Genomic DNA, 25645 nt, shown 5'->3' with positions numbered 1-25645 from the left:
GGAACTAGTCACAAGGGACTACCCACCTGCGGCCGATCACCCGATTCGTGCAGCTCGGGAAAAGACGAAGATTCTTCTTGACGGGTCCACTGGGGCTCGGACATCCGGACTCATCAATCCACATCTTCCAAGGGGTTATCACCATGATCCAGTTCCTCACCATCCTGCTCAACGCCCGCCGCGACGAGGAGAAGGGCGCCACCGCCGTCGAGTACGGCCTCATGGTCGCGCTGATCGCCGTCGCCATCATCACCGTCGTCGCCACCCTGGGTGACAACCTCTCCGCCCTGTTCGACGGTGTCGGCGGCGAGATCGCCGACAACACCGCGCCCTGATCCGTAGGGACATGACAAGGGCCGGCGCCCGCCTGAGGCGGCGCGCCGGCCCTTTCCCTTTCCCGCTTCACACGTCCAGAGGAGGCTGCGCATGAGGACACCTGACCTCGAGCGCGACGAGCGCGGAGCCACGGCCGTCGAGTACGGCCTCATGGTCGGCTGCATCGCGGTCGCCATCATCATCGCGGTGACGGCGTTCGGTGTGTCCGTCAGCGAGCTCTTCATGGTCCCGGCCGGTACGTTCGACGGTCCGTGACCGCAGGGCTCGCAGAGCCCGCCAGATCGCTGCTCATGGAGGCGACCGGAACACCCGGTCGCCTTCAGCGCATTTCCGGGGTCAGCGGGCCAGCGCCGTCAGCTCGCCGCGCCACGCGGCGGCGAGCTCGGCGAGCGGGAGTCCGGCTCGGGCGAGGGCCCGCTCCACCGGGACACCGCGTGCGGCGCCGTCGTACACCTCCACCAGCGCCTGCTCCCCCCGCCTCTCCGCGATGATCCGGCAGGCGAGCCAAGCCGCCTCGTAGCTGGCCTGCAGGGCGCCGCCGGGAGCGTCGAAGTCCGCCGCCGTCGGAAGGGCGCGCGGCGCGCCGTCGCGGCGCACCTCCGCGAGGAGCCGACCCAGCGTGGTGCGGTCCGGCAGCACTGCGCGGAGCGCGACGTGGTCAGCGAAGCCCTCGAGCAGCCACGGCTCCACGGGCGTGCGCGCCGCGTCGGTGACGAGGTGCACCAGCTCGTGGCTCATCACCGCCTGCGCGCCGGCACGACCCAGCATCGAGGTGACCTCCGGGTTCACGAAGACGTGGACCGGAGCGTCGTCGTCCACTGAGGTGCCGGGCGCGGCGGTGACGGCGGCTGTCCCGGCGTACGTCCCGGGCCGGGCGCCGAGCGCCTCCTCGAGGTCGGCGGCGCTGCCCGGCACCTCGACGACCACGGGCCCGGTGCGGCCGGGAAGCACCCGTTCGACGACCCCGATCCCGCGCACCACCCGGCGGGCCACCGCGCGGGCCTCCGCGCGCGCCTGCGGCCGGTCGCTGGCCACCATGACCAGCACGTCCCGCGCACGGGCCACCGCGAGCTCGTCACGCAGCCACAGCGGGAGCCGGCCGTCGGCAGCGGCACCGTCCGGACCGAAGCCGCCGATCGCCAGGCCGTCGCCAGCAGGCACGAACCGGACGGCCACCTCGGCCCGGGACGGCGACGGGTCCAGCGCGCCGACCCGCCAGGTCAGCTCGACCGTCCCCGTCCAGGCGCCGTCCGCACCGACCGTGCCCACCTGGTCGACGTGGCGCGCGCCCACCGCCCGCAGGTCGAGCGAACGCGCGTTGGCCGCGATCCCGGCCAGCAGGGCCTCCGCCGGGCGGTCCTGAGGAGGGGCGAGGTCGACGAGCGTCCCGACGTCGCGCGCGACCACCCCGTCGACGAACCTCGCCAGGGCGTCCGCGGCCTCGGCCGGGCTGGCCCGCCACGCCTCGTCGCCGACGCGCCCACCGGCGGCCGGGTCGACGTCGTGGCGCCCGTCGTGCGCCGGCACCAGCACGCCGATCGTCGTGAGGACCACCAGGCACAGCGAAAGGCCGGCCGCCCACAGGAGTGGACGGCCGGCCTTCGTGGTCTGCTGGTCAGCCAGGGCGGACCGCGCCGACGAACGGCATCGAGTGGAGACCCGAGACGGCGACGCCGGTGCCGGGGTTGGCGGCGTGGACGATCATGCCGTTGCCGATGTACATGCCGACGTGGCTGATGGGGCTGTAGTAGAACACCAGGTCGCCGGGCTGCAGGTCGCTCACGGCCACGCGCGGTCCGGAGCCGAACTGGGCGCTCGAGGAGTGCGGGAGCGACACGCCGGCCTGGGCCCAGGCACGCATGGTGAGGCCGCTGCAGTCGAAAGCGCTCTCGCCCATGGCGCCGTAGACGTAGGCGTCGCCGACCTGGGCCATCGCGTACTGGACGGCCGCGGCGGCGCGGCCGGACGCGGGCACGGAGCTCGGCATGCGGGTGGTCGTGCCGCTGCGAGAGGCGAGCAGGCGCTCGCGCTCCTCGGCCTCGAGGTCCGCGAGGACCTCCTTGGCCTCGCCGAGCTTGTCGTCGACGGTCGCCTTCTCGGCACCCAGCTGCTGGGTGAGCTCGGCGATCTCCCGGGCCCGGGCGTCGGTCGCCTCGCGGCGGATCTCGAGGGCCTGGAGCTCGGTGTCGTAGTCGGCGAGCAGCGAGGCCTGGAGGTCGTTGAACGACGACATCGTGGAGAGGCTGTCGAGGAAGGAGCCGGGGTCCTCGGAGACCACGATCTGGCCGACGGTCGAGATGCCCTCGCCCTCGATCTGGCGCACGACGGCGTCGGAGACCTGGTCACGGACGACGTCGAGGCGGTCGTCCTGGCGCTCCTGGTCGGCGCGCAGGTCGGCGAGGTCGCCACGCAGGTCGGTCAGCTCCAGGCGGGCGTCGTGCAGCCGCTCCTGGGCGGCCTCGGCCTCGTGGTAGAGGCGGTCGACGCGAGCCTTCACGTCCTTGATGTCGGGGTCGGCCTGCGCGGGGGTCGCGGGCACGAGGGCGATGGCAGCGATCGCGGACAGTCCAAGAGCGGACGCGACGACTCGCTTGCGGGTGTGAGCCACGAGCGGGGGAACTCCTCGGGGATGTCGTACGCCTACCGGGTGAGCTGACGGGTTCGGCACGACTGTCCTACCCCTGCTCCACGCACCGCTCGCGCGATGCGCCTCACAGGGGATTCACCCCAGGGGGAAGTGTGGTTCCCCGGCTCGTCGGCCACCGTGGTGCGGGGGTGTGGCCTTCGACTCGGCGCGACGCCCGCGCGGGCCTGGTGACCCACTGCCACGGACGTCAGCCCACACCCTAGACCGGAGCCGTCGGCCCCGCCAATCTTCGGGGAAACTTCTCACGACGTGTCTCAGGCGGACTCGATCACCGGCCCCGCGACCGGCTCCACCAGCCGCAGCGGTGGCACCAGTCCCCCGGTGGCCAGCGCGTCCAGCGCGGCCATCTCGTCGTCGTCGATGGTCAGCTCCGGCGGTGGCCCGAGGAGCACCGTCACCACGCAGTCGTGGCAGTGCAGCCCGCGCACCACGCAGGTGTCGCAGTCGATCCGTGTCGTCATGTGCTGAACCGTCGCAGGGCCCACCGACAACGGCCCTGCGGACCGTCCCGCGGCGTGTCGCGCGAGCGGCGGATGCCTCGAGCCGGTCAGCCGGTCAACCGGTCAGCCGGCGACGATCCCGAGCAGCGACGAGGCGGGCACGGCCCGCGCCCCGGCCCGCACGACGTCGCGGGACAGCTCCCGGTCGCCGGTGACCACGACCACGACGCGGCCGCGCGGCTCGGCCGCGACCAGCTGGCGGATGACGTCGTCGGCGATGACGCCCTCCGGGCTGAAGACCACGCGGACCCCCCGGGGCGCCGGCATGACGGTCCTCGTCGACGACTCCGCGGCGTCGAAGACGACCGTGGTCTCCGCCCCGGACCGGGCGACGACGGGCCCCAGCGCGGCGACCAGCCGGCTGCGCTGCGCCTCGAGGCTGGCGTGGGGCCAGGCCTCCTTGGTGACGTTGTAGCCGTCGATGACGAGGCGGGCGCGCGGCATCCCGAGCACCTGCTCGAGCAGGGCGGGGGTCGCGGGCGCGCTGGACGCCGGCGCCGCCTCGACGCCGGCCAGCTCCCCCTCCACGGCGTCGCCGGGCGTCCCGCTGACGGCAGGCAGCCCGAGCTCGCGGCGCAGCCCGGTGGCGGACTCGACCACGGCGTCGAGCAGCAGCCGGGTGCGGATTGTCGCCGCGTCGCGCTCCGAGCGGGTGCCGCGGCGGCTGGCGGCGAGCCCGGCCTCGGCCTCCTCGAGCTGCGCCCGCAGGCGTCGTACGTCCGCCTCGGCGGTGCGGGTGGCGGCCGCCGCCGCGGCGACGGCCTCGTCACGGGCGGCGAGGGCCGCGTCGCGCTCCGCCTCCGCGGCCCGCAGGGCGCTCCGGGTCTCGCCCAGGCGCTGGCGCAGCACCTTGTGCTCGGACCGGACGCGGTCGAGCTCCTGGCGGTGCTCCGACCGCAGCGTCCCGACCTCGGCCTGGAGGGCGGCCACCTGCGCGACGAGGCGCCCGAGCTCGGCGCGGCCCTGGTCGTCGCGCGCCTCCTCCTCGCCGAGGCCGTCGGCGACCTCGGCGACGACCGCCTCCCAGCCGTCCTCGCGCACCAGCCAGGCCCGGGCGGCAGCGTCGAGCGGGTCGTCGGGGGCGGCGGGGACCGCCGCGACCTGGACCGCCGCGTGCTGACGGAAGTCGTCGTCGGCCAGGGCGTCCCAGATGGCGGCGCCGCCGAGGCGCGCGCGCCGGGCGGGAGCGAAGGAGGCGACCTTGCGCAGCGGCGCCGGGACCGGGCTGACGGAGGGCAGGACGGCGGAGACGAGGGCCACCACGCGCAGGCGCAGGCGCTCGGGAAGGGGCACCGGGCCGGTCACGGCCGTCCCGTCACCCGGCGGCCGGGTCGGCGGTGGTGTCGGCCGACGCGCGGTCGACGACCTCGATGGCGTCGGCACGACCGCACCAGCGGCAGGCCACGGACTCGACCGCCTCGGACCGCACAGTCTCCTCCTCGACCTGGTGCTCGCCGGCGAGGTCGAAGTGCCAGTACTCCGTGGTGCGGCGGGTGCGGGTGACGTCGAAGCGCGTGAGGTTGCCGCAGCCGGCGCAGCGCCACCGCTCGCCGTCGCCGGGAACGCGGAGGTCGGCGGTCTGGTCGCTCACGGGCGGGTGCTCCTCGGTCGGGGACGTCTGTTCGGACAGGCGCGGTCAGCGTAGTGCGCGTGCCCTCCCACCATTGTCGGATCCCGCGTCTAGCGTCGTCCGACATGAGCACCACCGCCCACCGCCCGTCCCGGGAGCAGTCCCGATGGGAGGCGCAACGCAGCTTCGACGAGCTGGGGCGGCCGCTGCGTGACCTGACCTTCTGCGTGGTCGACCTCGAGACGACCGGCGGCTCGGCCCAGGCCGGCTCGATGATCACCGAGATCGGGGCCGTCAAGGTGCGCGGCGGCGAGGTGCTCGGCGAGTTCCAGACCCTGGTCAACCCCCACACCGAGATCCCGGCGTTCATCGCGGTGCTCACCGGCATCACCAACTCGATGGTGCACGACGCGCCGTCGATCGACTCGGCGCTGCCGGCGTTCCTCGACTTCGCGTCGGGCTGCGTGCTCGTGGCCCACAACGCGCCCTTTGACGTCGGCTTCCTCCAGCACTTCGCCCGCGAGCAGGGGCGGCCCTGGCCGAGGTTCGAGGTGCTCGACACGGCCAAGCTCGCCCGTCGTGTGATCACCCGCGACGACGCGCCCAACTGCAAGCTGTCCTCGCTGGCCAAGGTGTTCGGCTCCACGACCACGCCCAACCACCGGGCGCTGTCCGATGCCCGCGCCACTGTCGACGTGCTCCACGGCCTGATGGAGCGGCTGGGCGGGCTCGGGGTGCAGACGCTGGAGGAGCTGCAGACCTTCTCGGCGCGGGTCAGCCCAGCGCAGCGCCGCAAGCGCCACCTCGCCGAGGGGCTCCCCCACGCGCCGGGTGTCTACCTCTTCCGCGACGACAGGTCCCGCGTGCTCTACGTCGGCACGTCCCGCGACCTGCGCACCCGCGTCCGCACCTACTTCACGGCGTCGGAGACCCGCACCCGCATGGGCGAGATGGTCGGGCTGGCCACCTCGGTCACCGGGATCGAGTGCGCCACCCCGCTCGAGGCCGAGGTCCGCGAGCTGCGGCTCATCGCCGAGCACAAGCCGCGCTACAACCGTCGCTCGCGGTTCCCCGAGAAGGTCCACTTCCTCAAGCTCACCCGCGAGACGTGGCCGCGCCTGTCGCTGGTCCGCACGGTGCTCGACGACGACGCCGACTACCTCGGCCCCTTCTCGTCCAAGAAGACAGCCGAGAAGTGCCTGGCCGCCCTGCACGAGACGTTCCCCGTGCGGCAGTGCAGCGGCCGGCTGCCGCGGACGCCGTCGCGCTCGGCCTGCGTGCTGGCCGAGATGGGGCGCTGCCTGTCGCCCTGCGACGGGTCGACCGACGAGACGACCTACGCCGCGGTCGTGCGCCAGCTGCGCGACACGCTGCTGCGCAGCCCGCACGAGGTGGTCGAGGCCATCAACCAGCGGATGGCGGCCCTCGCCGACCGCGAGCGCTTCGAGGAGGCCGGCGTGCACCGCGACCGGTTGGCCACGTTCGTCCGCGCGGCGGCCCGCACGCAGCGGCTCTCCGCCCTGACCCGGTGCCCGGAGATCGTCGCCGCCCGACGCGAGGACAGCGGCCGCTGGGCCGTCCACGTGGTGCGGCACGGCCGGCTGGCAGCGGCGGGCGTGATCCCGCCGGGGGCCGACGCCCACCAGTACGTCCGCGAGCTCACCGCGAGCGCGGAGACGGTGACCGATGCGCCCGGCCCGGTGCCCGCGGCCACGGCCGAGGAGTCCGAGAAGGTCCTGCGGTGGTTGGAGTCACCCGGCGTCCGCCTCGTCGACGTCGAGGGCGACTGGATCTGCCCGCTCGGCGGGGCCGCGCGGCACCTCGCCGTCTACGACGCCGTCAACGAGTCGCGGCTCTCGCTGGTGCCCTTCGACGAGCGACGCCTGCCGTCACCGGTGCACCGGCCCGCCCGATAGGACCTGCGCGAGGGCGGTGGGCCTGGGCGAGAGGCGTGGCGCGTCGGGTGCGCCCGTGGGTCAGTCCAGCCCGATGCTGAACGCCGACTCCAGGTCGTGCCGGGAGTAGGTGCGGAAGGCGATGTGCGTCTCGGTCTCGGTGACGCCCTCCACCTTGTTGAGCCGGTCGGCCACCACGGCGGCGACGTCCTCGTGCTCGCGCACCCGCACGAGCGCGATGAGGTCGATCTGGCCGGTCACGGAGTAGACCTCGCTCACGCCGTCGAGGGAGGCGATGGCCTCGGCGACCTCGGGGATGCGCGCGACGTCGGCCTTCACGAAGACGATGGCGGTGATCATGACGTCACCGTAGCGCCCGCGCCGCCGGCCGGCGCCGGCTGACCGATCAGCCGGACCACCTAGTCATTTCGGACTACCCGGTCCCATTCGCCGTTCGGGGGACGACGGGCGCCCCTAGCGTGATCGGGTCACGGACCTGCTCGAGGGGAAGTAGTCACACATGTCGCACACCGCCGGCCGCCCGGACCGCACCGCACGCGGTGCCGCCCTGGCCACCATCGCCTTGGTCGTCGCGCTGGTCGCCGCCCTGGCGGCACCCACGACGACCGCCTCGGCGGCCCCGCCTGCCCAGCCGGGCTCGCTCAACGTGCAGCAGCCCGACGACTCCTCGAACATCCTGACGTGGGCGGCCGTCGCGGGTGCGACCCGCTACGAGGTGCAGGTCGACGACGACCCCGCCTTCGGCAGCACCTACCTGAGCGTCTCGACGGTCAACACCTCCTTCGTGCCGCCGATGAACCTCGCCGGGGGCACCATCTACTGGCGGGTCCGGGCCTTCACGGGCGCCGAGGCGTCCGCGTGGTCCGGCTCGGAGTTCGGCAAGGCACCGGTCGCCCGGCCGACTCCCGTCGCCCCGACCAACGGAACGACGCTCGCCCAGCCGATCAACCCACCGCTGCTGTCGTGGACCGCCGTGCCCGGGGCCATCGGCTACAAGGTCGAGGTCGACGACGCCGACGACTTCGTGGGGGCGATGTCCTTCGAGACCAGGACGACCTCCCTCGTCGTGGACCGACCGCTCAGCGCCGCGCCGTGGTTCTGGCGGGTCTCGGCGCTCAAGGGCCCCACCCTCCAGTCCCTGCCGAGCGACACGGCCACCTTCACGGTGCTCCCCCTCCCCTCGCCGACGCGCACCTCGCCGCCGGACGACGCCAACCTCGAGCTCCAGGACGTCGTGCTCGACTGGGACCCCGTCCCCGGCGCCAAGTCCTACGACATCCAGGTCTCCACCAGCGAGGACTTCACCCAGGGTGCGTCCCTGATCGAGACGAAGACCGGGATCGTCGGCACCCGTTACTCCCCGGCCACGACCTACGACAACAACCAGTACTTCTGGCGGGTCCGGGCGGTCGACCTGGACGACCGCGCCACCGCCTGGAGCCCCGCCCGCTCCAGCTTCAACCGCACCTGGCCCGACGTGCCGACGCTGGTCTTCCCCGCCGCGCCCGGCAACGAGGTCGTGGGTGCGTCCATCTACTTCCAGTGGGAGTCGGTGCGGCACGCGTCCGAGTACGAGATCCAGATCGGCACGCAGCCGAACTTCACCGTCGGCACCTTCGAGAGCTGCCGCGTCGCGGGCACCACCTACCTGCCGGGCCAGTTCGCGGTGAACACCACCGGCCAGCCCTCCACCAACCGTGAGAACGAGGACTGCGAGCCGCAGCAGGGCCAGCTCAACTACTGGCGCGTGCGACCGCTCGACCGCCCCTTCACCAAGGCGGGCGACATCCCCGGCGTCCAGGGCATCTACTCCGAGACCCAGGCCTTCCTCTACCAGCCGGTCAGCATCGCGGGGCGGTCCCCGTCCGGCGGGCAGACGGTGGCCGTGCCGACCTTCTCCTGGACCCCCGTGATCGGTGCGGAGCGCTACGAGGTCGAGGTCGCCACCAAGGCCGGGACGGTCGTCGGTGCCGCCGAGACCAAGTCCCCGTCCTGGACCATCCCCGGCACCGCCCGGCTGGACCCGGCCGACAACCCCCACACCTGGCGCGTCCGTGCGATCACCACGAAGGGCCAGAGCTCGGTCCTCTACTTCACGCAGTTCAACATCGCGGGTGAGCCGCCGACGACCGACGCGGAGCCGCTGACCCCGCTGACGCCCACGTCGTCGACCACGGGCATCAAGCACGCGCCGCAGCTGACCTGGGAGCCGATGCCCGGCGCGCACCACTACTCGGTCGACATCGGCACCGCCATGGACACGGGCCAGATCTGGTTCGGCACCAGCGGGGACAACCTGTTCCGCAAGTCGGTGCCCTACCCGGCCATGACCGACACGTCCGACCGGCTGCTCCTGCCCGGGCAGTACGACTGGCAGGTCAAGGCCTACGACGAGGACAACGCCGTCATCGGAACCGGGCCGGAGGGACGCTTCACCGTCGAGGACGTCGCGCTCACCACCGGCCACGAGGTCGCCCTCGACGGTGCCGCCGTGGCCCAGGACAACACCGCCAACGCCTGCACGCCGGGCGAGGTCTGCACCGTCCCGAGCACCCCGGTGCTCCGCTGGACCCCCGACCCCTACGCCGCGTTCTACATGGTCTACGTGAGCGAGGACGCGAGCTTCACCAACCTGCTCGAGCCGAGCAACCGGGTGCCGGCCACCACGAGCAACATGTACGTCCCGACGCTCGACAACGACGCCCACACCTACGCCGACAGCCAGGCGGGTGGCGCCTACTACTGGTACGCCCGACCCTGCCGCAACCGGCTGAACTGTGGCCCCGACCCGGTGTCGACGATCGGCAAGTGGCAGCACAGCTTCGTCAAGCGCTCCCCCAAGGTGACCGGCCTGCAGAGCACCTCGCCGAGCGGGACCGAGATCACCTTCCGGTGGGACGACTACTTCGACACCAACCGCAGCGCCCAGTGGCCCCAGACCAACGAGGACCGGCCGCAGGCGGCGATGCGCTACCGCATCCAGGTCAACAACGTCGAGTCCTTCGCCGGGACGCTCGTCGACGAGCGCCTCGTCGACCAGACCACCTACACCGCTCCCGACGAGCTCTACCCCGAGGGCCCGCTGTTCTGGCGGGTCCAGGCAGTGGACTCCGACGCCAACGGCCTCGCGTGGTCCGACGTGCAGAGCTTCACCAAGGCGAGCCCGCAGGTGCCCCTGCAGTCGCCGGTGGGCAACCTGTCGGTGAGCAGCCGTACGCCGTTCCGCTGGCAGCCGCAGGCGTTCGCCAGCTCCTACGACCTCGAGGTCTTCAAGAACGACGACGCCACCTTCTCCACCGCCAACCGCGTCGTCAACAGGCCGGCCCTCAAGACGACCGCGTACGCCCACACCGACCCGCTGCCCGCATCCCCGTCGGCCTACCGCTGGCGGGTGCGGCGCACCGACGCCGAGGGCAACAAGGGGCCGTGGTCGGTGACCGGCCGGTTCTTCGTGGGCAGCCAGGAGATGAACCCGCTGGCCCCGGTAGCCGGCGTCAGCCAGCGGCCCAACGGCCCGGTGCTGCAGTGGGCTCCGCTGGAGGGTGCGCGCAACTACAACGTGAGCATCACCCCGCTGTCCCCCGGTGGGACATCGGTCAGCACCCAGAGCACCGTGGCGTCGGCCTACGCCGCTCAGGTCAACTTCGTCACCGGCAACTACCAGTGGACCGTGACCGCTCGCGACGCTGCTGACAACGTGATCGGAAGCGCGACGGCGACCTTCACCGTCGACGCCGGGCTGCAGATCGTGCAGGGCCCGCAGATCGAGGCGACCGGGGGCACGGGTGTCGGCCAGGTCGTCACCAGCGTGCCGCCGGCCTGGAGCGAGCCGGGTGTGGTGAACAGCTACCAGTGGCTGCGCGACGGCGCGAAGATCTCGGGCGCGACGAACGCCACCTACACCCTCACCACGGCCGACTTCGGCAAGTCGATCTCGCTGCAGGTCACCGGGTCGAAGCCCGGGTTCGCCAGTGAGGTCGCCATCAGCAACGTCATCGGCGCCACCGCCGGCGGTGCGCCGCAGTGCACGGAGCTGCCGGCCATCTCCGGCACCCCGTCCCTGGGCAGCCGACTGACGGGCAGCCGCGGCACGTGGTCGGGACAGGGCACGATCAGCTACTCCTACGCCTGGCTGCGCGACGGGGTCCTGATCCCGGGTGCGACCAGCACCAGCTACACCCCGACGGAGGCCGACCTGTCGCGGGACCTGGTCTTCCGCGTGACGGCGTCCGCCAACGGCTACGCCGACGGGCTGGCGCACTCCGCCCCGGTCCGGGTGCAGTCGCTGCTCGCGACCTCGCTCCCCCAGGTCAGTGCCCCCTCCGGCACCGGTGTCGGCGCGACCCTCGTCGCGGTGGCTCCCACCTGGAACCAGCCGGACGTGGCCACGTCGTTCCAGTGGCTGCGCAGCGGCGCACCGATCAGCGGCGCGACGGCGCCGACCTACGTGCTGACCGCGGCCGACCTCGGCAAGGAGGTCTCGCTCCGGGCCACCGGCTCCAAGACCGGCTTCCAGGACGCCGTCGCGGTCAGTGGCGGAGTGACCGCCACCGCGAGCGGTGCGCTGCAGGCCACGACGCCGCCGAGCGTCACCGGCACCCCGAGCGTGGGGCAGACCCTCAAGGCCGCGCCCGGCACGTGGTCGCAGCCCTCACCCACCTTCCGCTACCAGTGGCTGCGCACCGGGGCGGCGATCCCCGGTGCCACGAGCTCGACCTACCGCCTGATGCCCGAGGACGCCGGGAAGGACGTCTCGGTGGTCGTGAGCGCGACGAAGACCGGCTTCGCCGACGGCGCTGCCGCCAGCGCGGCGGTGCCGGTGGCGCGGATGACGTCGACGGTCAGCGGCTCGCTCAAGGCCGACCGGGTCAAGGTGGGCAAGAAGGCGAAGATCACCGTCACGCTCAGCGTGTCCGGGATGGCGGCGCCCAACGGCACCGTCCAGGTGCTCGACAAGGGCAAGAAGGTCGCCTCCTTCACCATGGCCCCGGTGCACAAGGGCAAGAAGACGCTCACGCTCGCCAAGCTCAAGAAGGGCAAGCACAAGCTGCAGGTGGTCTACCTCGGCACGTCGGAGGTCCTGGGCTCGAAGTCCAAGAAGATCGTGCTCTACATCGTCAAGTGACGCGTCCGCGGGCCGGTTCGCGGCGGGAAGTAGGCTCCCGCCGTGAACTGGCTCGCTGACCACTGGCTCGACGTCCTCGGCTGGGGTGGCAGCGCGCTGCTCGTCTACTCGCTCCTGCAGGCCAGCGTGCTCAGGCTGCGCGTGCTCAACGCCGTGGCGTGCGTGATCCTCATCGTCTTCAACGCGATGCTCGCGGTCTGGCCGATGGTGGGGATGAACATCGTCCTGGTCGCCATCAACGCGTGGTTCATCGTGCAGCTCCTCCGCGAGCGGCACGACGAGACGGCCTTCGAGGTGCTCGAGGTGGGCCCCGCCGACGAGTACCTGCGCCACACCCTGCGCGTGCACGGCGCCGACATCCTCAGGTTCAACCCGGACTTCGTCCACGACCCGGCCGACACCCACGACGCCTTCCTCGTGCAGAAGGGCGACGAGACCGTCGGCGTGGTGCTGCTGCGCAAGCACGGCGACACCGCCGACGTCCTCCTCGACTACGTCACCCCGCGCTACCGCGACTTCTCCCCCGGCGAGTTCGTGTGGCGGCGCAGCGGCCTCCTCACCGACCGCGGCATCCGTCGGGTGGTCACGCCCCCCGGCATGGTGGGCGCCTACTACGACCGGCTGGGCTTCCGGCGCGAGGGCGAGTCCTACGCGCTCGAGCTCTGACCCGTCGCCCGGACCCAGCGCTCGAGGGCGGCCTGCGCCGCACCCGAGTCGATCGCGCCGGCGGCCTTCTCCACCCCGGCCGCCAGTGCGGTGTCGACGTCCTCGGCCGGCGCGTCGTGGACCGCCAACGCAGCGCCGGCGTTGAGGACCACCGCGTCGCGCACCGGACCGGTCTCTCCCGCCAGCAGACGCCGTACGACGTCCGCGTTGTGCGCCGCGTCGCCGCCGCGGAGGTCCTCGGTGGTGGCCCGCGCGATCCCGAGCGTCGTCGGGTCCACGGTCAGCCGGGTGACCGCCCCGGCGTGGACGCGCCACACGGTCGAGGTCGTGGTGGTGGTCAGCTCGTCCAGGCCGTCGTCGCCCCGGAACACCCAGGCGTCCACGCCGCGCTCGGCCAGGACCCCGGCCATCACCGGCGCCATCCGGGCGTCGGCGCAGCCGATCGCCTGCGCCTGCGGTCGCGCCGGGTTGGTGAGCGGACCCAGGATGTTGAAGGTCGTGGCGATGCCGAGCTCGCGACGCGGGACCGCGGCATGACGCATCGCCGGGTGGAACGCGGCCGAGAAGCAGAAGGTGATCCCCGCCTCCTCCGCCACCTCGGCGACGCGCGCCGGTGGCAGGTCGAGCCGGATGCCGAGCGCCTCGAGCACGTCGGCCGAGCCCGACTGGGACGACGCCGACCGGTTGCCGTGCTTGACGACCTTGGCCCCGGCACCGGCCGCGACGATGGCAGCCATGGTCGAGATGTTGACCGACATCGACCGGTCGCCACCGGTGCCGACCACGTCGAGCAGCCGGCCGGGGACCGAGATCGGGTTGGCCGCGGCGAGCATGGCCGCCGCGATGCCGGACACCTCCTCGACCGTCTCCCCCTTGGCGCGCAGCGCCACGACGAAACCGGTGAGCTGAACGGGCGTCGCCGCGCCGGCGAAGACCTCGTCCATCGCCCATCGCGCCTGCTCCGTCGTCAGGTCGCTCCCGGCGACCAGCGTGGAGAGGACGTCGGGCCAGGTGTGGGGCATGGGGATCAGGCTAGTGGCGAGCGGACCGGGGACCCGCTGGGGTTTCAGGTGGTGGTTCGCGCGGGACGCCTCAGGAGGTGGCCGGCACCGACGGTCGCAGCAGCCCGATGACCGCCTCGGCCAGCTGGATGGGGTCGATCGGGTGCGGGACCGCCGCCTCGGCACGCGACCAGGTCGCCAGCCAGGCGTCCTGCGGCCGGCCGGTCAGCACGAGGACCGGCGGGCACTTGTAGATCTCGTCCTTGAGCTGCTTGGCGATGCCCATCCCGCCGGCGGGGACCGCCTCGCCGTCCAGGATCGCCAGCGCGATGTCGCCGCGGTCCATGTTCTGCAGCACCACCGGCTCGGTGGCGACCTCGACGTACTCGAGCTCCGGCAGGTCGGGGTGCGGGCGACGACCGAGCGCCAGGATCACCTGCTGGCGGGTGTTCACGTCGTCGCTGTAGACGAGGACCTTGATGCGGTCTGCGGGGGGCGGGGTCACCCGAGCATCGTAACGGGGCCCGACGGCCTCAGGCGCGGGCGCGTCGTTCCTCGAGGTCGAGGCGCCGGTCCTCGCGCGCGGCCTCCTTGAGCGACGAGCGCACCCACTGGGTGAACAGCACCGCGAAGAACAGGATGCCGATGAGGTCGCCGCTGGCCCACAGGATGCCGCCGGCGAGGTGCTGGTCGTCGATCGCCGCCGGCAGCCACGCCGCCATCGGTCCCTCCCGCAGCTCGGCGTAGTGCTCCGCGCCGATGAGCGTCGTCTGGCCCATGATCGTCACGCCGAGGAAGGCGTGGAAGGGCAGCGTCATCAGGGTGAGCAGCACCCGGAAGGGGTGGCTGACCCGGCCGGGGACCGGGTCGATCCCCATGAGCGGCCAGAAGAACAGGGTGCCGACGAGCACCAGGTGGATGTGCATCATCTGGTGCACGAACGACGAGCTCAGGCTGGCGTCGTACCACGGGCTGAAGTAGAGCGCCCACGGCGAGGCGACGTAGAGCGCGAAGGTGAGCGGCGGGAACGCGAGCACCGTGGCCACCGGTGAGTGCAGCACCGTCAGGAGCCACCGCCTCGGCCGCGGTGGCAACGTGCGCAGCGCCAGGGTGACCGGCGCGCCGAGGGCCAGGGCGAGCGGCACGACCATCGACAGGACCATGTGCTGCACCATGTGCACGCTCAGCAGGGTCGTGTCGTAGCGGCCGAGGCCGGACATCGTGGCGAGCGCGAAGGAGCCCATGCCGAGACCGCAGAAGGAGAGCGTGCGACCGACCGGCCACCGGTCCCCGCGACGGGCCAGCACCCGCACCCCGAGGGCGTACAGACCCACGGCCCAGACGGTCACGACGAAGGGGATCGGATCGATCCCCCAGTCGGTCAGGGCCCGGCCGAGCGTGAATCTCGGGAGGACCTCCGCGTCGGTCGCGAGGGTGAGCAGCACACTGTGAACTTTATGACCCCACTACACAGGGGGTCGGGGTGCCCTCCTCCTCCCCCAGCAGCCATAATGATGTCGTGGCGACTGCAGCAGCGATTCCGGCCTCCCGACTTCACGGGCACCACGACCGACCCAGCATGGTCAGCGTGGGCACGATCATCTGGCTCGCCAGCGAGCTGATGTTCTTCGCGGCGCTGTTCGCGGCCTACTTCACCATCCGCGCGGTCAGCCCGGAGCTGTGGGCGCAGGAGACGGAGAAGCTCAACGTCCCGTTCTCCACCGCCAACACCGCGATCCTCGTGGCGTCGTCCTTCGCCTGCCAGTGGGGCGTCTTCGCCGCCGAGCGCGGCCAGGTCGGCCGCACCGGCTCGCTGCTCAACTTCACCCGGTGGGGGCTGCGCGAGTGGTTCATCCTCACCTACGTCATGGGCGCCATCTTCATCGGCGGCCAGGCGCTCGAGTACGCCGAGCTGATCCACGAGGGCGTCACCATCCCGAGCTCGGCCTACGGCTCGATGTTCTACCTGACCACCGGGTTCCACGGCATCCACGTGACCGGCGGACTCATCGCGTTCCTGTTCGTCCTGGGCCGCACCTACCTCGCGCGACGCTTCACCCACGAGCAGGCCGTCACCGCCATCGTGGTTTCCTATTACTGGCACTTCGTCGACGTGGTCTGGATCGGGCTCTTCTTCACGATCTACGTCATCAAGTAAGCACCGAACCGCAACCGGCAAGGACTCATCGTGCGTTTGCTCAACCGAACCGCTGGGCGCCTCTCCCGGCACCGCCGCGGACCGCTTGCGGGGATCGTCGTGCTGCTCCTCGGGCTGCTCGTCAGCGGCTCGCTCTACACCGCCCTCGCCCCCGCGCAGGCCGACAGCCAGGCCAGCCAGACCGACCAGGTCGCCGAGGGCAAGAAGCTCTTCCTCGCCAGCTGTGCGTTCTGCCACGGCAAGAACGGTGAGGGCATCCCCACCGTGCGCGAGGGCTACCAGGTCGGCCCGTCGCTCGTCGGCGTCGGCGCCGCCGCCGTCGACTTCCAGGTCGGCACCGGCCGCATGCCCATGGCACAGCCCGGCCAGCAGGCCCAGGACAAGCCGGTCGTGTTCAGCCAGGACGAGATCGACGCGCTCGCGGCCTACGTCGCCTCGCTCGGCCCCGGCCCCGCGGTCCCCAACGAGTCCGACTACACCCTCGAGGGTCTCTCGGAGGAGGAGCGCGAGGAGGCGATCTCGCGCGGTGGCCAGATCTTCCTGACCAACTGCACCGCCTGCCACAACTTCAACGGCGCCGGCGGCGCCATGCCGCGCGGCGGCTACGCCCCCAGCCTCCACGGCGTGGAGGGCAAGTACATCTTCGAGGCCCTGCTGACCGGACCCCAGCAGATGCCCAACTTCAGCAACGGCAACCTGTCCCCCGAGGAGAAGCGCGACGTGATCGCCTACCTCGACAGCCTGCAGGAGACCCCCGAGTACGCCGGCTTCACCCTCGGCGGCCTGGGTCCGGTCTCGGAGGGCCTGTTCGGGTGGCTCGTCGGCATCGGTGGGCTCGTGGGCGGCGCCGTGTGGATCGCCTCGCACACGACCCGGAGCAAGAAGAACAAGGTGGAAGCGTGAGCAACGACGACAGCCGGCAGGTCAACGGGCCCGACGGCACCCCCGAGCCCTACGCCGACGACTCGCACGCGTCCTCGGTCGAGCCCCACGAGTCGCACGTCCCCGCGCACCGCGAGGCCGACCCGATCCCCGACCCCGGGCTGCCCGCGCACACCTGGCGCCCGACCGACGTCGACCCCCGCCTCGAGAAGCGTGCCGAGCGCCAGATCGCCGCGATGTTCATCGCCGCGATGCTCAGCGCGGTGCTGTTCGTCGTCGCCTACTTCACCCTCGACATCGGCGACAACTGGACCACCTTCGCCGGCATGGGTGCCTCCACCATCGCCCTCGGCCTGACCCTGGGCACCTCGCTGCTGCTCATCGGCATCGGCATCATCCACCTGGCCCGCAAGCTGATGGCCGACGCCGAGATGGTCGAGATGCGCCACCCGGCCGCCTCGCCGGTCGAGGACCGCGAGGCCACCGTCAAGGCCCTCCAGGACGGCATCGAGGAGTCCGGCATCGGCCGCCGCCCGCTGGTCCGCAACACCATGATCGGCGCCGTCGGCGTCCTGGGCCTGCCGGCCGTCGTCCTCCTGCGCGACCTCGCGCCCGGCGACGCGCTCGACACGAGCAAGCTGGCCCACACCATCTGGGAGCCGGGCATGCGCCTGGTGCGCGACGTCGTCGGCACCCCGATCCTCGCCAGCGAGATCGAGATGGGCGACCTGATCAACGCCGCCCCGGAGGCCATGTTCCCCACCGAGGAGAACGGCTACCCCGAGCTCGAGGGCGCCGAGGAGCAGGCCGAGAAGGCCAAGGGCGCCATCATCATCGTCCGGATGAACCCCGACGACCTCACCCCGGCCACCCGCCCGGACAAGTGGACCGTCGACGGGATCATCTGCTACTCCAAGATCTGCACCCACGTGGGCTGCCCGATCTCCCTCTACGAGCGCACCACGCACCACGTGCTCTGCCCGTGCCACCAGTCGACCTTCGACCTCGCCGATGGCGCCAAGGTCGTCTTCGGTCCGGCTGCCCGCCCCCTTCCCCAGCTGCCACTGGCAGTGGACGATGAGGGGTACCTGGTCGCTCAGAGCGACTTCAACGAGCCCATCGGGGCTAGCTACTGGGAGCGTGAGAAGCACAAGTGAGCACCGACGCGAGGCTGGACACCAGCAAGGTCGCGACGAGCAACCGCACGGATGCCGCGACCGCCACCAAGCCGGGCCCTGCGGGCTCCCTCGCCACCTGGGCCGACGAGCGCCTGGGCCTGGGCACGGTGATGAAGAAGAACCTGCGCAAGGTCTTCCCGGACCACTGGTCCTTCATGCTCGGTGAGATCGCGCTGTGGAGCTTCGTCGTGCTGCTCCTCACCGGCGTGTTCCTCACCCTGTGGTTCAACCCCTCCATGGGCCACGTCACCTACGAGGGCTCCTACGACCAGCTCCGCGGCGTCGGCATGTCCGAGTCGATGGCCTCCACGCTGCACATCTCGTTCGACGTGCGCGGTGGCCTGCTGATGCGGCAGATGCACCACTGGGCGGCGTCCATCTTCATCGCCTCGATGCTGGTCCACCTGCTGCGCGTCGCCTTCACAGGCGCATACCGCAAGCCGCGCGAGCTCAACTGGGTCATCGGCTGCGTGCTGCTCCTCCTCGGCACCCTTGAGGGCTTCACCGGCTACTCGCTTCCCGACGACCTGCTCTCGGGCACCGGCGTCCGCGCCGCGGACGGGTTCCTCAAGGCCACCCCGGTCGTGGGCTCCTACATGTCGTTCCTGCTCTTCGGCGGCGAGTTCCCCGGCGAGGCGATCATCCCGCGCCTCTACATCATCCACGTGCTGCTCATCCCGGGCATCCTGCTCGCGCTGATCGCCGCCCACATGCTCCTGCTCGTCTACCACAAGCACACGCAGTGGCCCGGGCCCGGCCGCACCGAGCAGAACGTCGTCGGCTTCCCGATGCTCCCCGTCTACGCCGCCAAGGCCGGTGGCTACTTCTTCATGGTGTTCGGCGTCATCGCCATCATGGGCGGTCTGCTGTCGATCAACCCGGTGTGGAAGTTCGGCCCCTACGACCCGACCAAGGTGACGGCCGGGTCCCAGCCCGACTGGTACATGGGCTGGCCCGACGGCCTCCTGCGGATCATCCCGAGCAACTGGGAGTCGGTGATCTTCGGCTACACCATCTCGTGGAACGTGATGCTGCCCATCCTCATCGTGCCGCCGCTCATGCTCGTGGTCCTCATGCTCCTGCCCTTCCTGGAGGGCTGGATCACCGGCGACAAGCGCGAGCACCACCTGCTCCAGCGCCCGCGCAACGCGCCGACCCGCACCGCGGTCATGGTGGCCCTGATGACGTTCTACGGGCTCGCCTGGGCGGCCGGTGGCAACGACATCATCGCGATCAGGCTCGACCTGAGCATCAACCAGATCACCTACTTCATGCGGGTCGCGATCTTCGTGGGTCCGGTGATCGCGTTCCTGATCACGCGCCGCTGGTGCATCTCGCTCCAGCGCCACGACAACGAGAAGCTGCTCCACGGCTACGAGACCGGCATCATCACCCGCTCCCCCGACGGCCAGTACGCCGAGCGGCACCTCCCGATCAACGAGAAGGCGGCCTACGCGCTCACCGCGCGTGACCGCGACGAGGTGTTCGCGGTCGACGGCGAGACGGACGCGGCCGGCGTGCCCGCACCCAACTCGCGGTCCGAGCGGGTCCGGGCGAGCCTGTCGTCGTGGATGTACAGCCACAACGTGCAGAAGCCCACCCGCGCGGAGCTCGAGGCGGCGCACCACCACGCGGAGCACGAGGCGGAGCTCCAGGCCGGCCTCGACCACCCCGCTGACGGCCACCAGTTCGACGACCACCAGCTGCGCAACACCGACGACGTACCGCTGCGCGACCACTGATCGCCTCGCGACCGCAGCACGACACGAGGGCCCGCCGGGAACATCCCGGCGGGCCCTCGTCGTCGCAGCCCCAGCGGAGCGCCGATCGGCGTCAGTCGCCCTTGACGTTGACCAGCTGGCGCAGCACGTGGCGCACCTCGACGAGGTCGGCGGCGTCGGCCATCACCTGGTCGATGTCCTTGTAGGCCGCCGGGATCTCGTCGATGAAGGCGTCGGTGTCGCGGTACTCGATCCCCACCATCGCGCTCCGCAGGTCGGCGGCGGTGAACGTCTTCCGGGCCCGGGTCCGGGAGTACTCCCGGCCGGCCCCGTGCGGCGCCGAGTTGAGCGAGGTCGCGTCACCCTTGCCCACCACGACGTACGACGCCGTGCCCATCGAGCCGGGGATCAGGCCCGGCCGCCCGGCCTCGGCGTTGATGGCGCCCTTGCGGGAGAGCCACACGTCGCGGCCGTAGTGGTGCTCGGGCTCGGTGTAGTTGTGGTGGCAGTTGATCTCCTCCACCCGCTGCACGTCGCCTCCGACCCACTCCCCGAACTGGCGCACGACCCGGTCCATCATCTCCTCGCGGTTGAGCAGGGCGTACGTCTGTGCCCACCGCATCTCGCGGATGTAGGCGTCGAACTGCTCGGTGCCCTCGGTGAGGTAGGCGAGGTCGCGGTGCGGCAGGTCCACTCCGGCGCAGGCCTCTCGTGCCACGGCGATGTGCTTCTGCGCGATCTTGTTGCCCACGCCCCGCGAGCCGGAGTGCAGGAACAGCCACACTCCGCCGCCCTCGTCCGCCGTCACCTCGATGAAGTGGTTGCCCGATCCCAGGGTGCCCAGCTGCAGCTCCCAGCGCCCGGCGTACGTGGTGGGGTCGAAGCCGGCCTCCGCCGCCAGCTCGCGGAGCCGCTGCAGGCGCTCCTCGGTGTGGTCGCGGCTGACGCTCCGGTTGGCGGCTCCCGCGTTGAGCGGGATCGCACGCTCGATCGCCTCCCGGACCGGCCGGCGGTCGCGGGGCAGGTCGTCGACGGCGTACTGGGTGCGCACGGCGATCATGCCGCACCCGATGTCCACGCCGACGGCTGCCGGGATGATCGCCCCGAGGGTCGGGATCACCGACCCGACGGTGGCGCCCAGGCCCAGGTGGGCGTCGGGCATGAGCGCGACGTGCGGGTGGATGAACGGCATCTCCGCCGTCTGCTCCGCCTGCGCACGCGTGTCGCGCTCCAGGATCGACGCCCAGCTGACGAGCCCGGGGGTCAGGTGCTCCATCGGTCCTCCTCCTTCGTCGCGGCCCGCTCGTGCGGACCGGGCGCGACCCTACGTACCCGGAATCGGCTTGCACCGCCCATTTCCGGTGTGCGTCAGGAGAGGGCGGAGCCGGCCTTCCAGTCGGCGAACGGGAGGTTCCAGTCGCCGTAGCCGTTGTCCAGCGTCATCTGGCGGTCGGTGCCGGTGTACTCGACGACGTCTCCGCGCCGGCTCATGGCGTAGAGCCAGCCGGCATCGGCGGTCGACAGACCGGTGCAGCCGTGGGAGACGTTGGCGTACCCCTGGGAGCCGACCGACCACGGTGCGGCGTGGATGAACTCACCGGAGTACGTCACCCGCATCGCCCACTGGACGTCGTCGATGTCGTAGGCCTCGGGGCTGTTGCGGTTGATGCCGACGGTCTCGGAGTTCATCCGCTTCGTCTCGAACTTCTCCATGATCACCTTGGTGCCGGACCGGGTGGTGAAGCCGGGCTTGCCGGTGGTGATCGGGATGCTCCGCAGCAGGTCGCCGTTGGAGAACACCTGCATCTGGTGGGTCCGGGCGTTGACCTTGTAGACGTGCGCGTCGCCGATCTGGAAGTCGATGCTGCGCGACTCCTGGCCGTAGATGCCCCTGCCCGCGGGGAGGCTGTTGATGTCGAGGTCGACCGAGACGTCCGTTCCGGCCTTCCAGTAGGTCGCCGGACGCCAGTGCACCTCGCGGTTGCTCAGCCAGAACCACGAGCCGCGCTGCTGGGGGGTGCTCGTGACGCGCATGTGCTTCTCGAACAGCGCCCGGTCGGTCACCGGGAGGTCGAAGCTCACCACGACCGGCATGCCGACCCCGACGGTCTCGCCGTCGAGCGGGGCGACGGCGGCGAAGGTCTGCTCGTCCAGGGTGAGGTCCACCGTGCGGAACCGGCGCGTGCGCTGCACGCGCTCGCCGTCGGACCGGGTCGCGGAGGCGGTGATGGTGTAGGCGGTGCCGGGCTCGAGGCGGTCGACAGCGGTCCACGTGCCGCCGGCCATGCTGCCCGCGACGTCACCCTCGGGCGAGCTGACGGCGACGTCGTCGAGGGTGCCGGAGGAGGTCGCGACCGTCAGCGGCGCTGCCACCGGCACGGCCGTCGGGTCGGCGAAGCTCGTCGTGAGCCGGACCGGCTCCGGACGGGCCGCGTCCGAGGCGGCCGAGGCACCGGGGCCGCCCCCGGAGCCGTCCCCCGGGCCGTCGGACCCGCCGGACGTCGACGTGCACGCGGCCAGCGCGCCGCTGAGCGCGAGGAGCGCCGCGGCGAGCGTCGTACGACGGTGCGCGGAGCGCAGTGGACGGAGCGCGCGAGTGCGCATGCGACGGACCCCCAGGCGGTGCAGGTGGTGGAGCAGATGGAACGAGCTGCGGCCAGGCGCGGACGCGCAAGGACCCGCCCAGCGTACGTGCTGGGCGGGTCCTGCCGAAGTCGGCGCGAGCGTGTCCTGGGTGCGCAGGTCAGTGCGCGTGCTCACCGCGGTAGTACTCGAAGATGAAGCCGCAGACCACGACGGCCCCGATGGTGAAGCCGATGATGACGAGCCACCACGCGGTCATCGCCGTGCCGTAGACGATCACGCCGAGGGCGAGGGCGCACCACAGCGGCCACCACGAGTAGGGCGGGAAGAAGCCCAGCTCGCCGGCACCGTCGGCGATCTCGCCGTCCTTGCGGTCCTCGGGCCGTGCGTCCATGCGGGAAGCGTGGAAACCGAGGTAGAGCGTGATCATGCCGAACAGCAGCGCCGTCATGACGAGCGCCGACGTGCCGGTCCAGTCCTCGGAGAGGAACCAGTAGGCCGGGCTCACGACCGCCACGAAGATGGCCGTGATGCCGAAGATCCAGGCTTCCGCCTTCATCGGTTCTCCTCCTCGGTCGGTCCGTCGGGGTCGACGCGGTCGCGCAGCATGCCCTCGCGACCCTCGACGTCGGGCGCGTCGGCGACGTCACCGTCACGCTCGGCGTCGTTCTCGTCGAGCTCGAGCAGCGCGACCTCCGGGTGGTGCAGGTCGAAGGCGGGCGACTCCGACCGGATGCGCGGCAGCGAGTGGAAGTTGTGGCGCGGCGGCGGGCAGCTGGTGGCCCACTCGAGCGAGCGGCCCCAGCCCCACGGGTCGTCGACCGTAACCTTCGGCGCCTTGACCGAGACGTAGACGTTGTAGAGGAACGGCAGCGTCGAGGCGGCCAGCAGGAACGAGCCCACCGTCGAGATCTGGTTGAGCGTGGTGAAGCCGTCCTCGGGCAGGTAGTCGGCGTAGCGGCGCGGCATGCCCTCGACACCCAGCCAGTGCTGGACGAGGAAGGTGGTGTGGAAGCCCACGAAGAGGATCCAGAAGTGGAGCTTGCCCAGTCGCTCGTCGAGCATGCGGCCGGTCATCTTCGGCCACCAGAAGTAGAACCCGGCGAACATCGCGAACACCACGGTTCCGAAGACGACGTAGTGGAAGTGCGCCACCACGAAGTAGGAGTCGGACACGTGGAAGTCGAGCGGCGGGCTCGCCAGGATGATGCCGGTCAGGCCGCCGAAGAGGAACGTGACCAGGAAGCCGATGGACCACAGCATCGGGGTGTCGAACGACAGGCTGCCGCCCCACATCGTGCCGATCCAGTTGAAGAACTTCACCCCGGTGGGCACCGCGATCAGGAACGTCATGCCCGAGAAGAACGGCAGGTCCACCGCCCCGGTGACGAACATGTGGTGGGCCCACACGGCGACCGACAGCATCGCGATGCCGAGCGTGGCGGCCACCAGGCCGACGTAGCCGAAGATCGGCTTGCGGCTGAAGACCGGCAGGATCTCGGAGACGATGCCGAAGAACGGCAGCGCGATGATGTAGACCTCCGGGTGCCCGAAGAACCAGAACAGGTGCTGCCACAGGATCGGACCGCCGTGCGAGGGGTCGAACACGTGGGCGCCGAGGATCCGGTCGGCCTCGAGCGAGAGCAGGGCGCCCGCGAGGATCGGGAACACCATGATCACGAGCATGCTGGTGATCAGCGTGTTCCACACGAAGATCGGCATCCGGAACATGGTCATGCCGGGCGCGCGCATGCAGATGATCGTGGTGATGAAGTTGACGCCACCGAGGATCGAGCCGAGGCCCGCCATCCACAGGCCCATGATCCAGAGGTCACCGCCGACGCCCGGGCTGCGGACGGCGTCGGAGAGCGGCGTGTAGGCGAACCAGCCGAAGTCGGCGGCGCCCGACGGGGTCAGGAAGCCCGAGGCGGCGATGAGGCCGCCGATCAGGAACAGCCAGTAGCTGAACATGTTGAGGCGCGGGAACGCCACGTCCGGTGCGCCGATCTGCAGCGGCATGATGACGTTGGCGAAGCCGAAGAACAGGGGCGTCGCGAACAGCAGCAACATGATCGTGCCGTGCATGGTGAACAGCTGGTTGTAGAGCTGCTCGTTGACGACCTGCTGGCCGGGGTAGGCCAGCTCGGAGCGGATCAGCATGGCCATCAGGCCGGCGATGAGGAACCACGCGAACGAGGTGCCGAGGTAGAGCTTGCCGATCAGCTTGTGGTCGGTCGTGGTCAGCAGACGGACGACCTGGGTGCCCAGCGCCTTGCGCGGCGGCTCGCCGGGCGTCATGCGCTGTGACTCGGTCGCGGTCGGAGCACTCACTCTTCGCTCCCTTCCTGGGACTGGCTCTCGCCGAGTCCGGTCTGCGTGGTGGCGTTGGCGCCGCCCAGGAGCGGCTCCTCGGAGGTCTGGCCGGCCTCGGCCAGCTCGGCGAGGTAGGCCTCGTACTCGGCCTGGCTCACGATCTCGACCTGGAACAGCATCCGCGAGTGGTAGACGCCGCAGAGCTCGTAGCACTTGCCGGCGTAGGTCCCCTCGACGGTGGGGGTGACCTGCAGCTTGTTGACCCGGCCCGGGATGACGTCCATGCGGGTGAGGAAGGACGGCACGCCGAAGTTGTGGATGACGTCGGGCGAGTGCAGGTTGAACTGGATGCGCTGGTCGACGGGCAGCACCAGCGTCGGGATCTCGCTCGCGTCGCCGGTCGTGTAGACGTACTCCTCGTAGGCGAAGTCCCCGTCGTCGCCGAACGCGTCCGGGTTCTGCTCGCCGATGCCGTGGTTGAAGCCCCACTGCCACTGGTAGCCGACGACCTCGACGGTCAGGTCGGGGGTGTCCTCGAGCTCGGTCATCACGTCCTGCACGCGGACGGTGTGGAAGAAGAACACGATGCACATCAGGACCGGGGCGATCGTGTAGAAGACCTCGAGCGGCAGGTTGTAGCGCGTCTGCCGCGGGACCTCGTCGTCGCTGCGTCGGCGGAACTTGACCACGACGTAGGCGATCAGGCCCCAGACGATGACACCGGTGATCATCGCGGCGACCCAGGCCCATTTCCAGAGCTCGTAGGTGTAGGGGCCCTGCTCGGTGGCGCGGTCGGGCATGGCGAGGTTCCTGATCTGGCGCGTGTCGGCCTCGGAACACCCGGCCAGCACCAGCATCGTCACGCCCAGGAGCGCGACCCTCAGGCTGCGCTGCAGCGCGCCCGAACGCTTGGGGACTTGCAGACCCACTGACGAGCCTCTCTCTCGGTCCTTCTCGACACACAGAGGGTATCCCCATCTTCCCCGTCCGTGCGGGGCAGGGTCCGGTGTCGCGCGATCGTGCCGACCGTCACACCCCGAGGGCTGTGA

General features: G+C 71.1%; 23 protein-coding genes and 1 riboswitch. Of the genes, 9 read left to right on the top strand and 14 right to left on the bottom strand.

Annotated features, from left to right (window positions below; translation table 11 throughout):
- The first annotated feature begins 143 nt into the window (after positions 1–143).
- Entirely contained in the window at positions 144–335 is a 192-nt protein-coding gene (locus tag HN031_RS18945) for a Flp family type IVb pilin (RefSeq protein ID WP_172274010.1), read from the top strand.
- A 91-nt stretch (positions 336–426) separates the two neighbouring features.
- Complete coding sequence (locus tag HN031_RS18940; RefSeq protein ID WP_172274007.1) at positions 427–591, top strand: Flp family type IVb pilin; 165 nt, start codon at positions 427–429, stop codon at positions 589–591.
- Positions 592–672: 81 nt separating this feature from the next.
- On the opposite strand, the gene HN031_RS18935 is transcribed toward HN031_RS18940, so the two are convergent.
- The 5 genes from HN031_RS18935 to HN031_RS18915 form a co-directional block, all read right to left on the bottom strand.
- On the bottom strand, positions 673–1890 hold the full coding sequence (locus HN031_RS18935) for a hypothetical protein (protein WP_172274004.1): 1218 nt from the start codon (positions 1888–1890) through the stop codon (positions 673–675).
- A gap of 61 nt (positions 1891–1951) precedes the next feature.
- Entirely contained in the window at positions 1952–2875 is a 924-nt protein-coding gene (locus HN031_RS18930) for an NlpC/P60 family protein (protein WP_322919543.1), read from the bottom strand.
- 96 nt (positions 2876–2971) lie between these two features.
- A riboswitch (cyclic di-AMP (ydaO/yuaA leader) is annotated at positions 2972–3131 on the bottom strand.
- Positions 3132–3237: 106 nt separating this feature from the next.
- On the bottom strand, positions 3238–3444 hold the full coding sequence (locus HN031_RS18925) for a hypothetical protein (RefSeq protein WP_172273998.1): 207 nt from the start codon (positions 3442–3444) through the stop codon (positions 3238–3240).
- Positions 3445–3546: 102 nt separating this feature from the next.
- Positions 3547–4788, bottom strand: coding sequence for an NYN domain-containing protein (locus HN031_RS22425; protein WP_172273995.1), 1242 nt, complete (start codon positions 4786–4788; stop codon positions 3547–3549).
- Between the two features lie 10 nt (positions 4789–4798).
- Positions 4799–5074: a hypothetical protein gene (locus HN031_RS18915; RefSeq protein WP_172273992.1), complete on the bottom strand. Its 276-nt coding sequence runs from the start codon at positions 5072–5074 to the stop codon at positions 4799–4801.
- Between the two features lie 104 nt (positions 5075–5178).
- Here HN031_RS18915 and HN031_RS18910 point away from each other — a divergent pair, with 104 nt between their 5' ends.
- Complete coding sequence (locus HN031_RS18910) at positions 5179–6969, top strand: DEDD exonuclease domain-containing protein (protein WP_172273989.1); 1791 nt, start codon at positions 5179–5181, stop codon at positions 6967–6969.
- Between the two features lie 60 nt (positions 6970–7029).
- Here the strand turns inward: HN031_RS18910 and HN031_RS18905 are convergent, their stop codons facing one another.
- Positions 7030–7308 carry an Lrp/AsnC family transcriptional regulator gene (locus HN031_RS18905; protein ID WP_172273986.1) on the bottom strand — a complete coding sequence of 93 codons (279 nt, stop codon included), beginning with the start codon at positions 7306–7308 and terminating at the stop codon, positions 7030–7032.
- A gap of 160 nt (positions 7309–7468) precedes the next feature.
- Between HN031_RS18905 and HN031_RS18900 the strand changes: the two genes are divergently transcribed.
- Complete coding sequence (locus HN031_RS18900) at positions 7469–12094, top strand: Ig-like domain repeat protein (RefSeq protein ID WP_172273983.1); 4626 nt, start codon at positions 7469–7471, stop codon at positions 12092–12094.
- Between the two features lie 42 nt (positions 12095–12136).
- A complete protein-coding gene (locus tag HN031_RS18895) occupies positions 12137–12760 on the top strand; it encodes a hypothetical protein (RefSeq protein ID WP_172273980.1) in 624 nt (207 codons plus the stop codon).
- Here HN031_RS18895 and trpD read toward each other — a convergent pair.
- From trpD to HN031_RS18880, 3 genes are all read right to left on the bottom strand, one after another.
- Positions 12742–13782 carry an anthranilate phosphoribosyltransferase gene (trpD, locus tag HN031_RS18890; protein WP_172273977.1) on the bottom strand — a complete coding sequence of 347 codons (1041 nt, stop codon included), beginning with the start codon at positions 13780–13782 and terminating at the stop codon, positions 12742–12744. The genes HN031_RS18895 and trpD overlap by 19 nt on opposite strands.
- A gap of 70 nt (positions 13783–13852) precedes the next feature.
- On the bottom strand, positions 13853–14266 hold the full coding sequence (locus HN031_RS18885; RefSeq protein WP_172273974.1) for a response regulator transcription factor: 414 nt from the start codon (positions 14264–14266) through the stop codon (positions 13853–13855).
- A 28-nt stretch (positions 14267–14294) separates the two neighbouring features.
- Positions 14295–15206: a cytochrome c oxidase assembly protein gene (locus HN031_RS18880; RefSeq protein ID WP_172273971.1), complete on the bottom strand. Its 912-nt coding sequence runs from the start codon at positions 15204–15206 to the stop codon at positions 14295–14297.
- Positions 15207–15298: 92 nt separating this feature from the next.
- Between HN031_RS18880 and HN031_RS18875 the strand changes: the two genes are divergently transcribed.
- From HN031_RS18875 to HN031_RS18860, 4 genes are all read left to right on the top strand, one after another.
- A complete protein-coding gene (locus HN031_RS18875; RefSeq protein WP_322425539.1) occupies positions 15299–15919 on the top strand; it encodes a heme-copper oxidase subunit III in 621 nt (206 codons plus the stop codon).
- Positions 15920–15949: 30 nt separating this feature from the next.
- Positions 15950–16822, top strand: coding sequence for a cytochrome c (locus tag HN031_RS18870; RefSeq protein ID WP_172273965.1), 873 nt, complete (start codon positions 15950–15952; stop codon positions 16820–16822).
- Positions 16823–16947: 125 nt separating this feature from the next.
- Positions 16948–17958: a Rieske 2Fe-2S domain-containing protein gene (locus HN031_RS18865; protein WP_367650834.1), complete on the top strand. Its 1011-nt coding sequence runs from the start codon at positions 16948–16950 to the stop codon at positions 17956–17958.
- A gap of 113 nt (positions 17959–18071) precedes the next feature.
- Entirely contained in the window at positions 18072–19721 is a 1650-nt protein-coding gene (locus HN031_RS18860) for a ubiquinol-cytochrome c reductase cytochrome b subunit (RefSeq protein ID WP_253943624.1), read from the top strand.
- A 91-nt stretch (positions 19722–19812) separates the two neighbouring features.
- On the opposite strand, the gene HN031_RS18855 is transcribed toward HN031_RS18860, so the two are convergent.
- The 5 genes from HN031_RS18855 to coxB form a co-directional block, all read right to left on the bottom strand.
- A complete protein-coding gene (locus HN031_RS18855) occupies positions 19813–20976 on the bottom strand; it encodes an RtcB family protein (protein ID WP_172273959.1) in 1164 nt (387 codons plus the stop codon).
- Between the two features lie 92 nt (positions 20977–21068).
- On the bottom strand, positions 21069–22304 hold the full coding sequence (locus tag HN031_RS18850) for an Ig-like domain-containing protein (protein WP_172273956.1): 1236 nt from the start codon (positions 22302–22304) through the stop codon (positions 21069–21071).
- Between the two features lie 139 nt (positions 22305–22443).
- On the bottom strand, positions 22444–22842 hold the full coding sequence (locus tag HN031_RS18845; RefSeq protein WP_172273953.1) for a cytochrome c oxidase subunit 4: 399 nt from the start codon (positions 22840–22842) through the stop codon (positions 22444–22446).
- Positions 22839–24581 (bottom strand): cytochrome c oxidase subunit I, encoded by a 1743-nt coding sequence (ctaD, locus tag HN031_RS18840; protein WP_172275083.1) that lies wholly within the window; start codon positions 24579–24581, stop codon positions 22839–22841. Before ctaD ends, HN031_RS18845 begins: the two co-directional genes overlap by 4 nt.
- Positions 24582–24610: 29 nt before the next feature.
- Positions 24611–25525, bottom strand: a complete 915-nt coding sequence (gene coxB, locus HN031_RS18835; protein ID WP_367650822.1) for a cytochrome c oxidase subunit II — start codon at positions 25523–25525, stop codon at positions 24611–24613.
- Between the last annotated feature and the right edge of the window lie 120 nt (positions 25526–25645).

The organism is Nocardioides sp. zg-1308, assembly GCF_013155375.1.
Classification (GTDB): Bacteria; Actinomycetota; Actinomycetes; order Propionibacteriales; family Nocardioidaceae; genus Nocardioides; species Nocardioides renjunii.
Note: the sequence above shows the minus strand (reverse complement) of the source record. Positions and strands in the feature narration are given on the sequence as shown.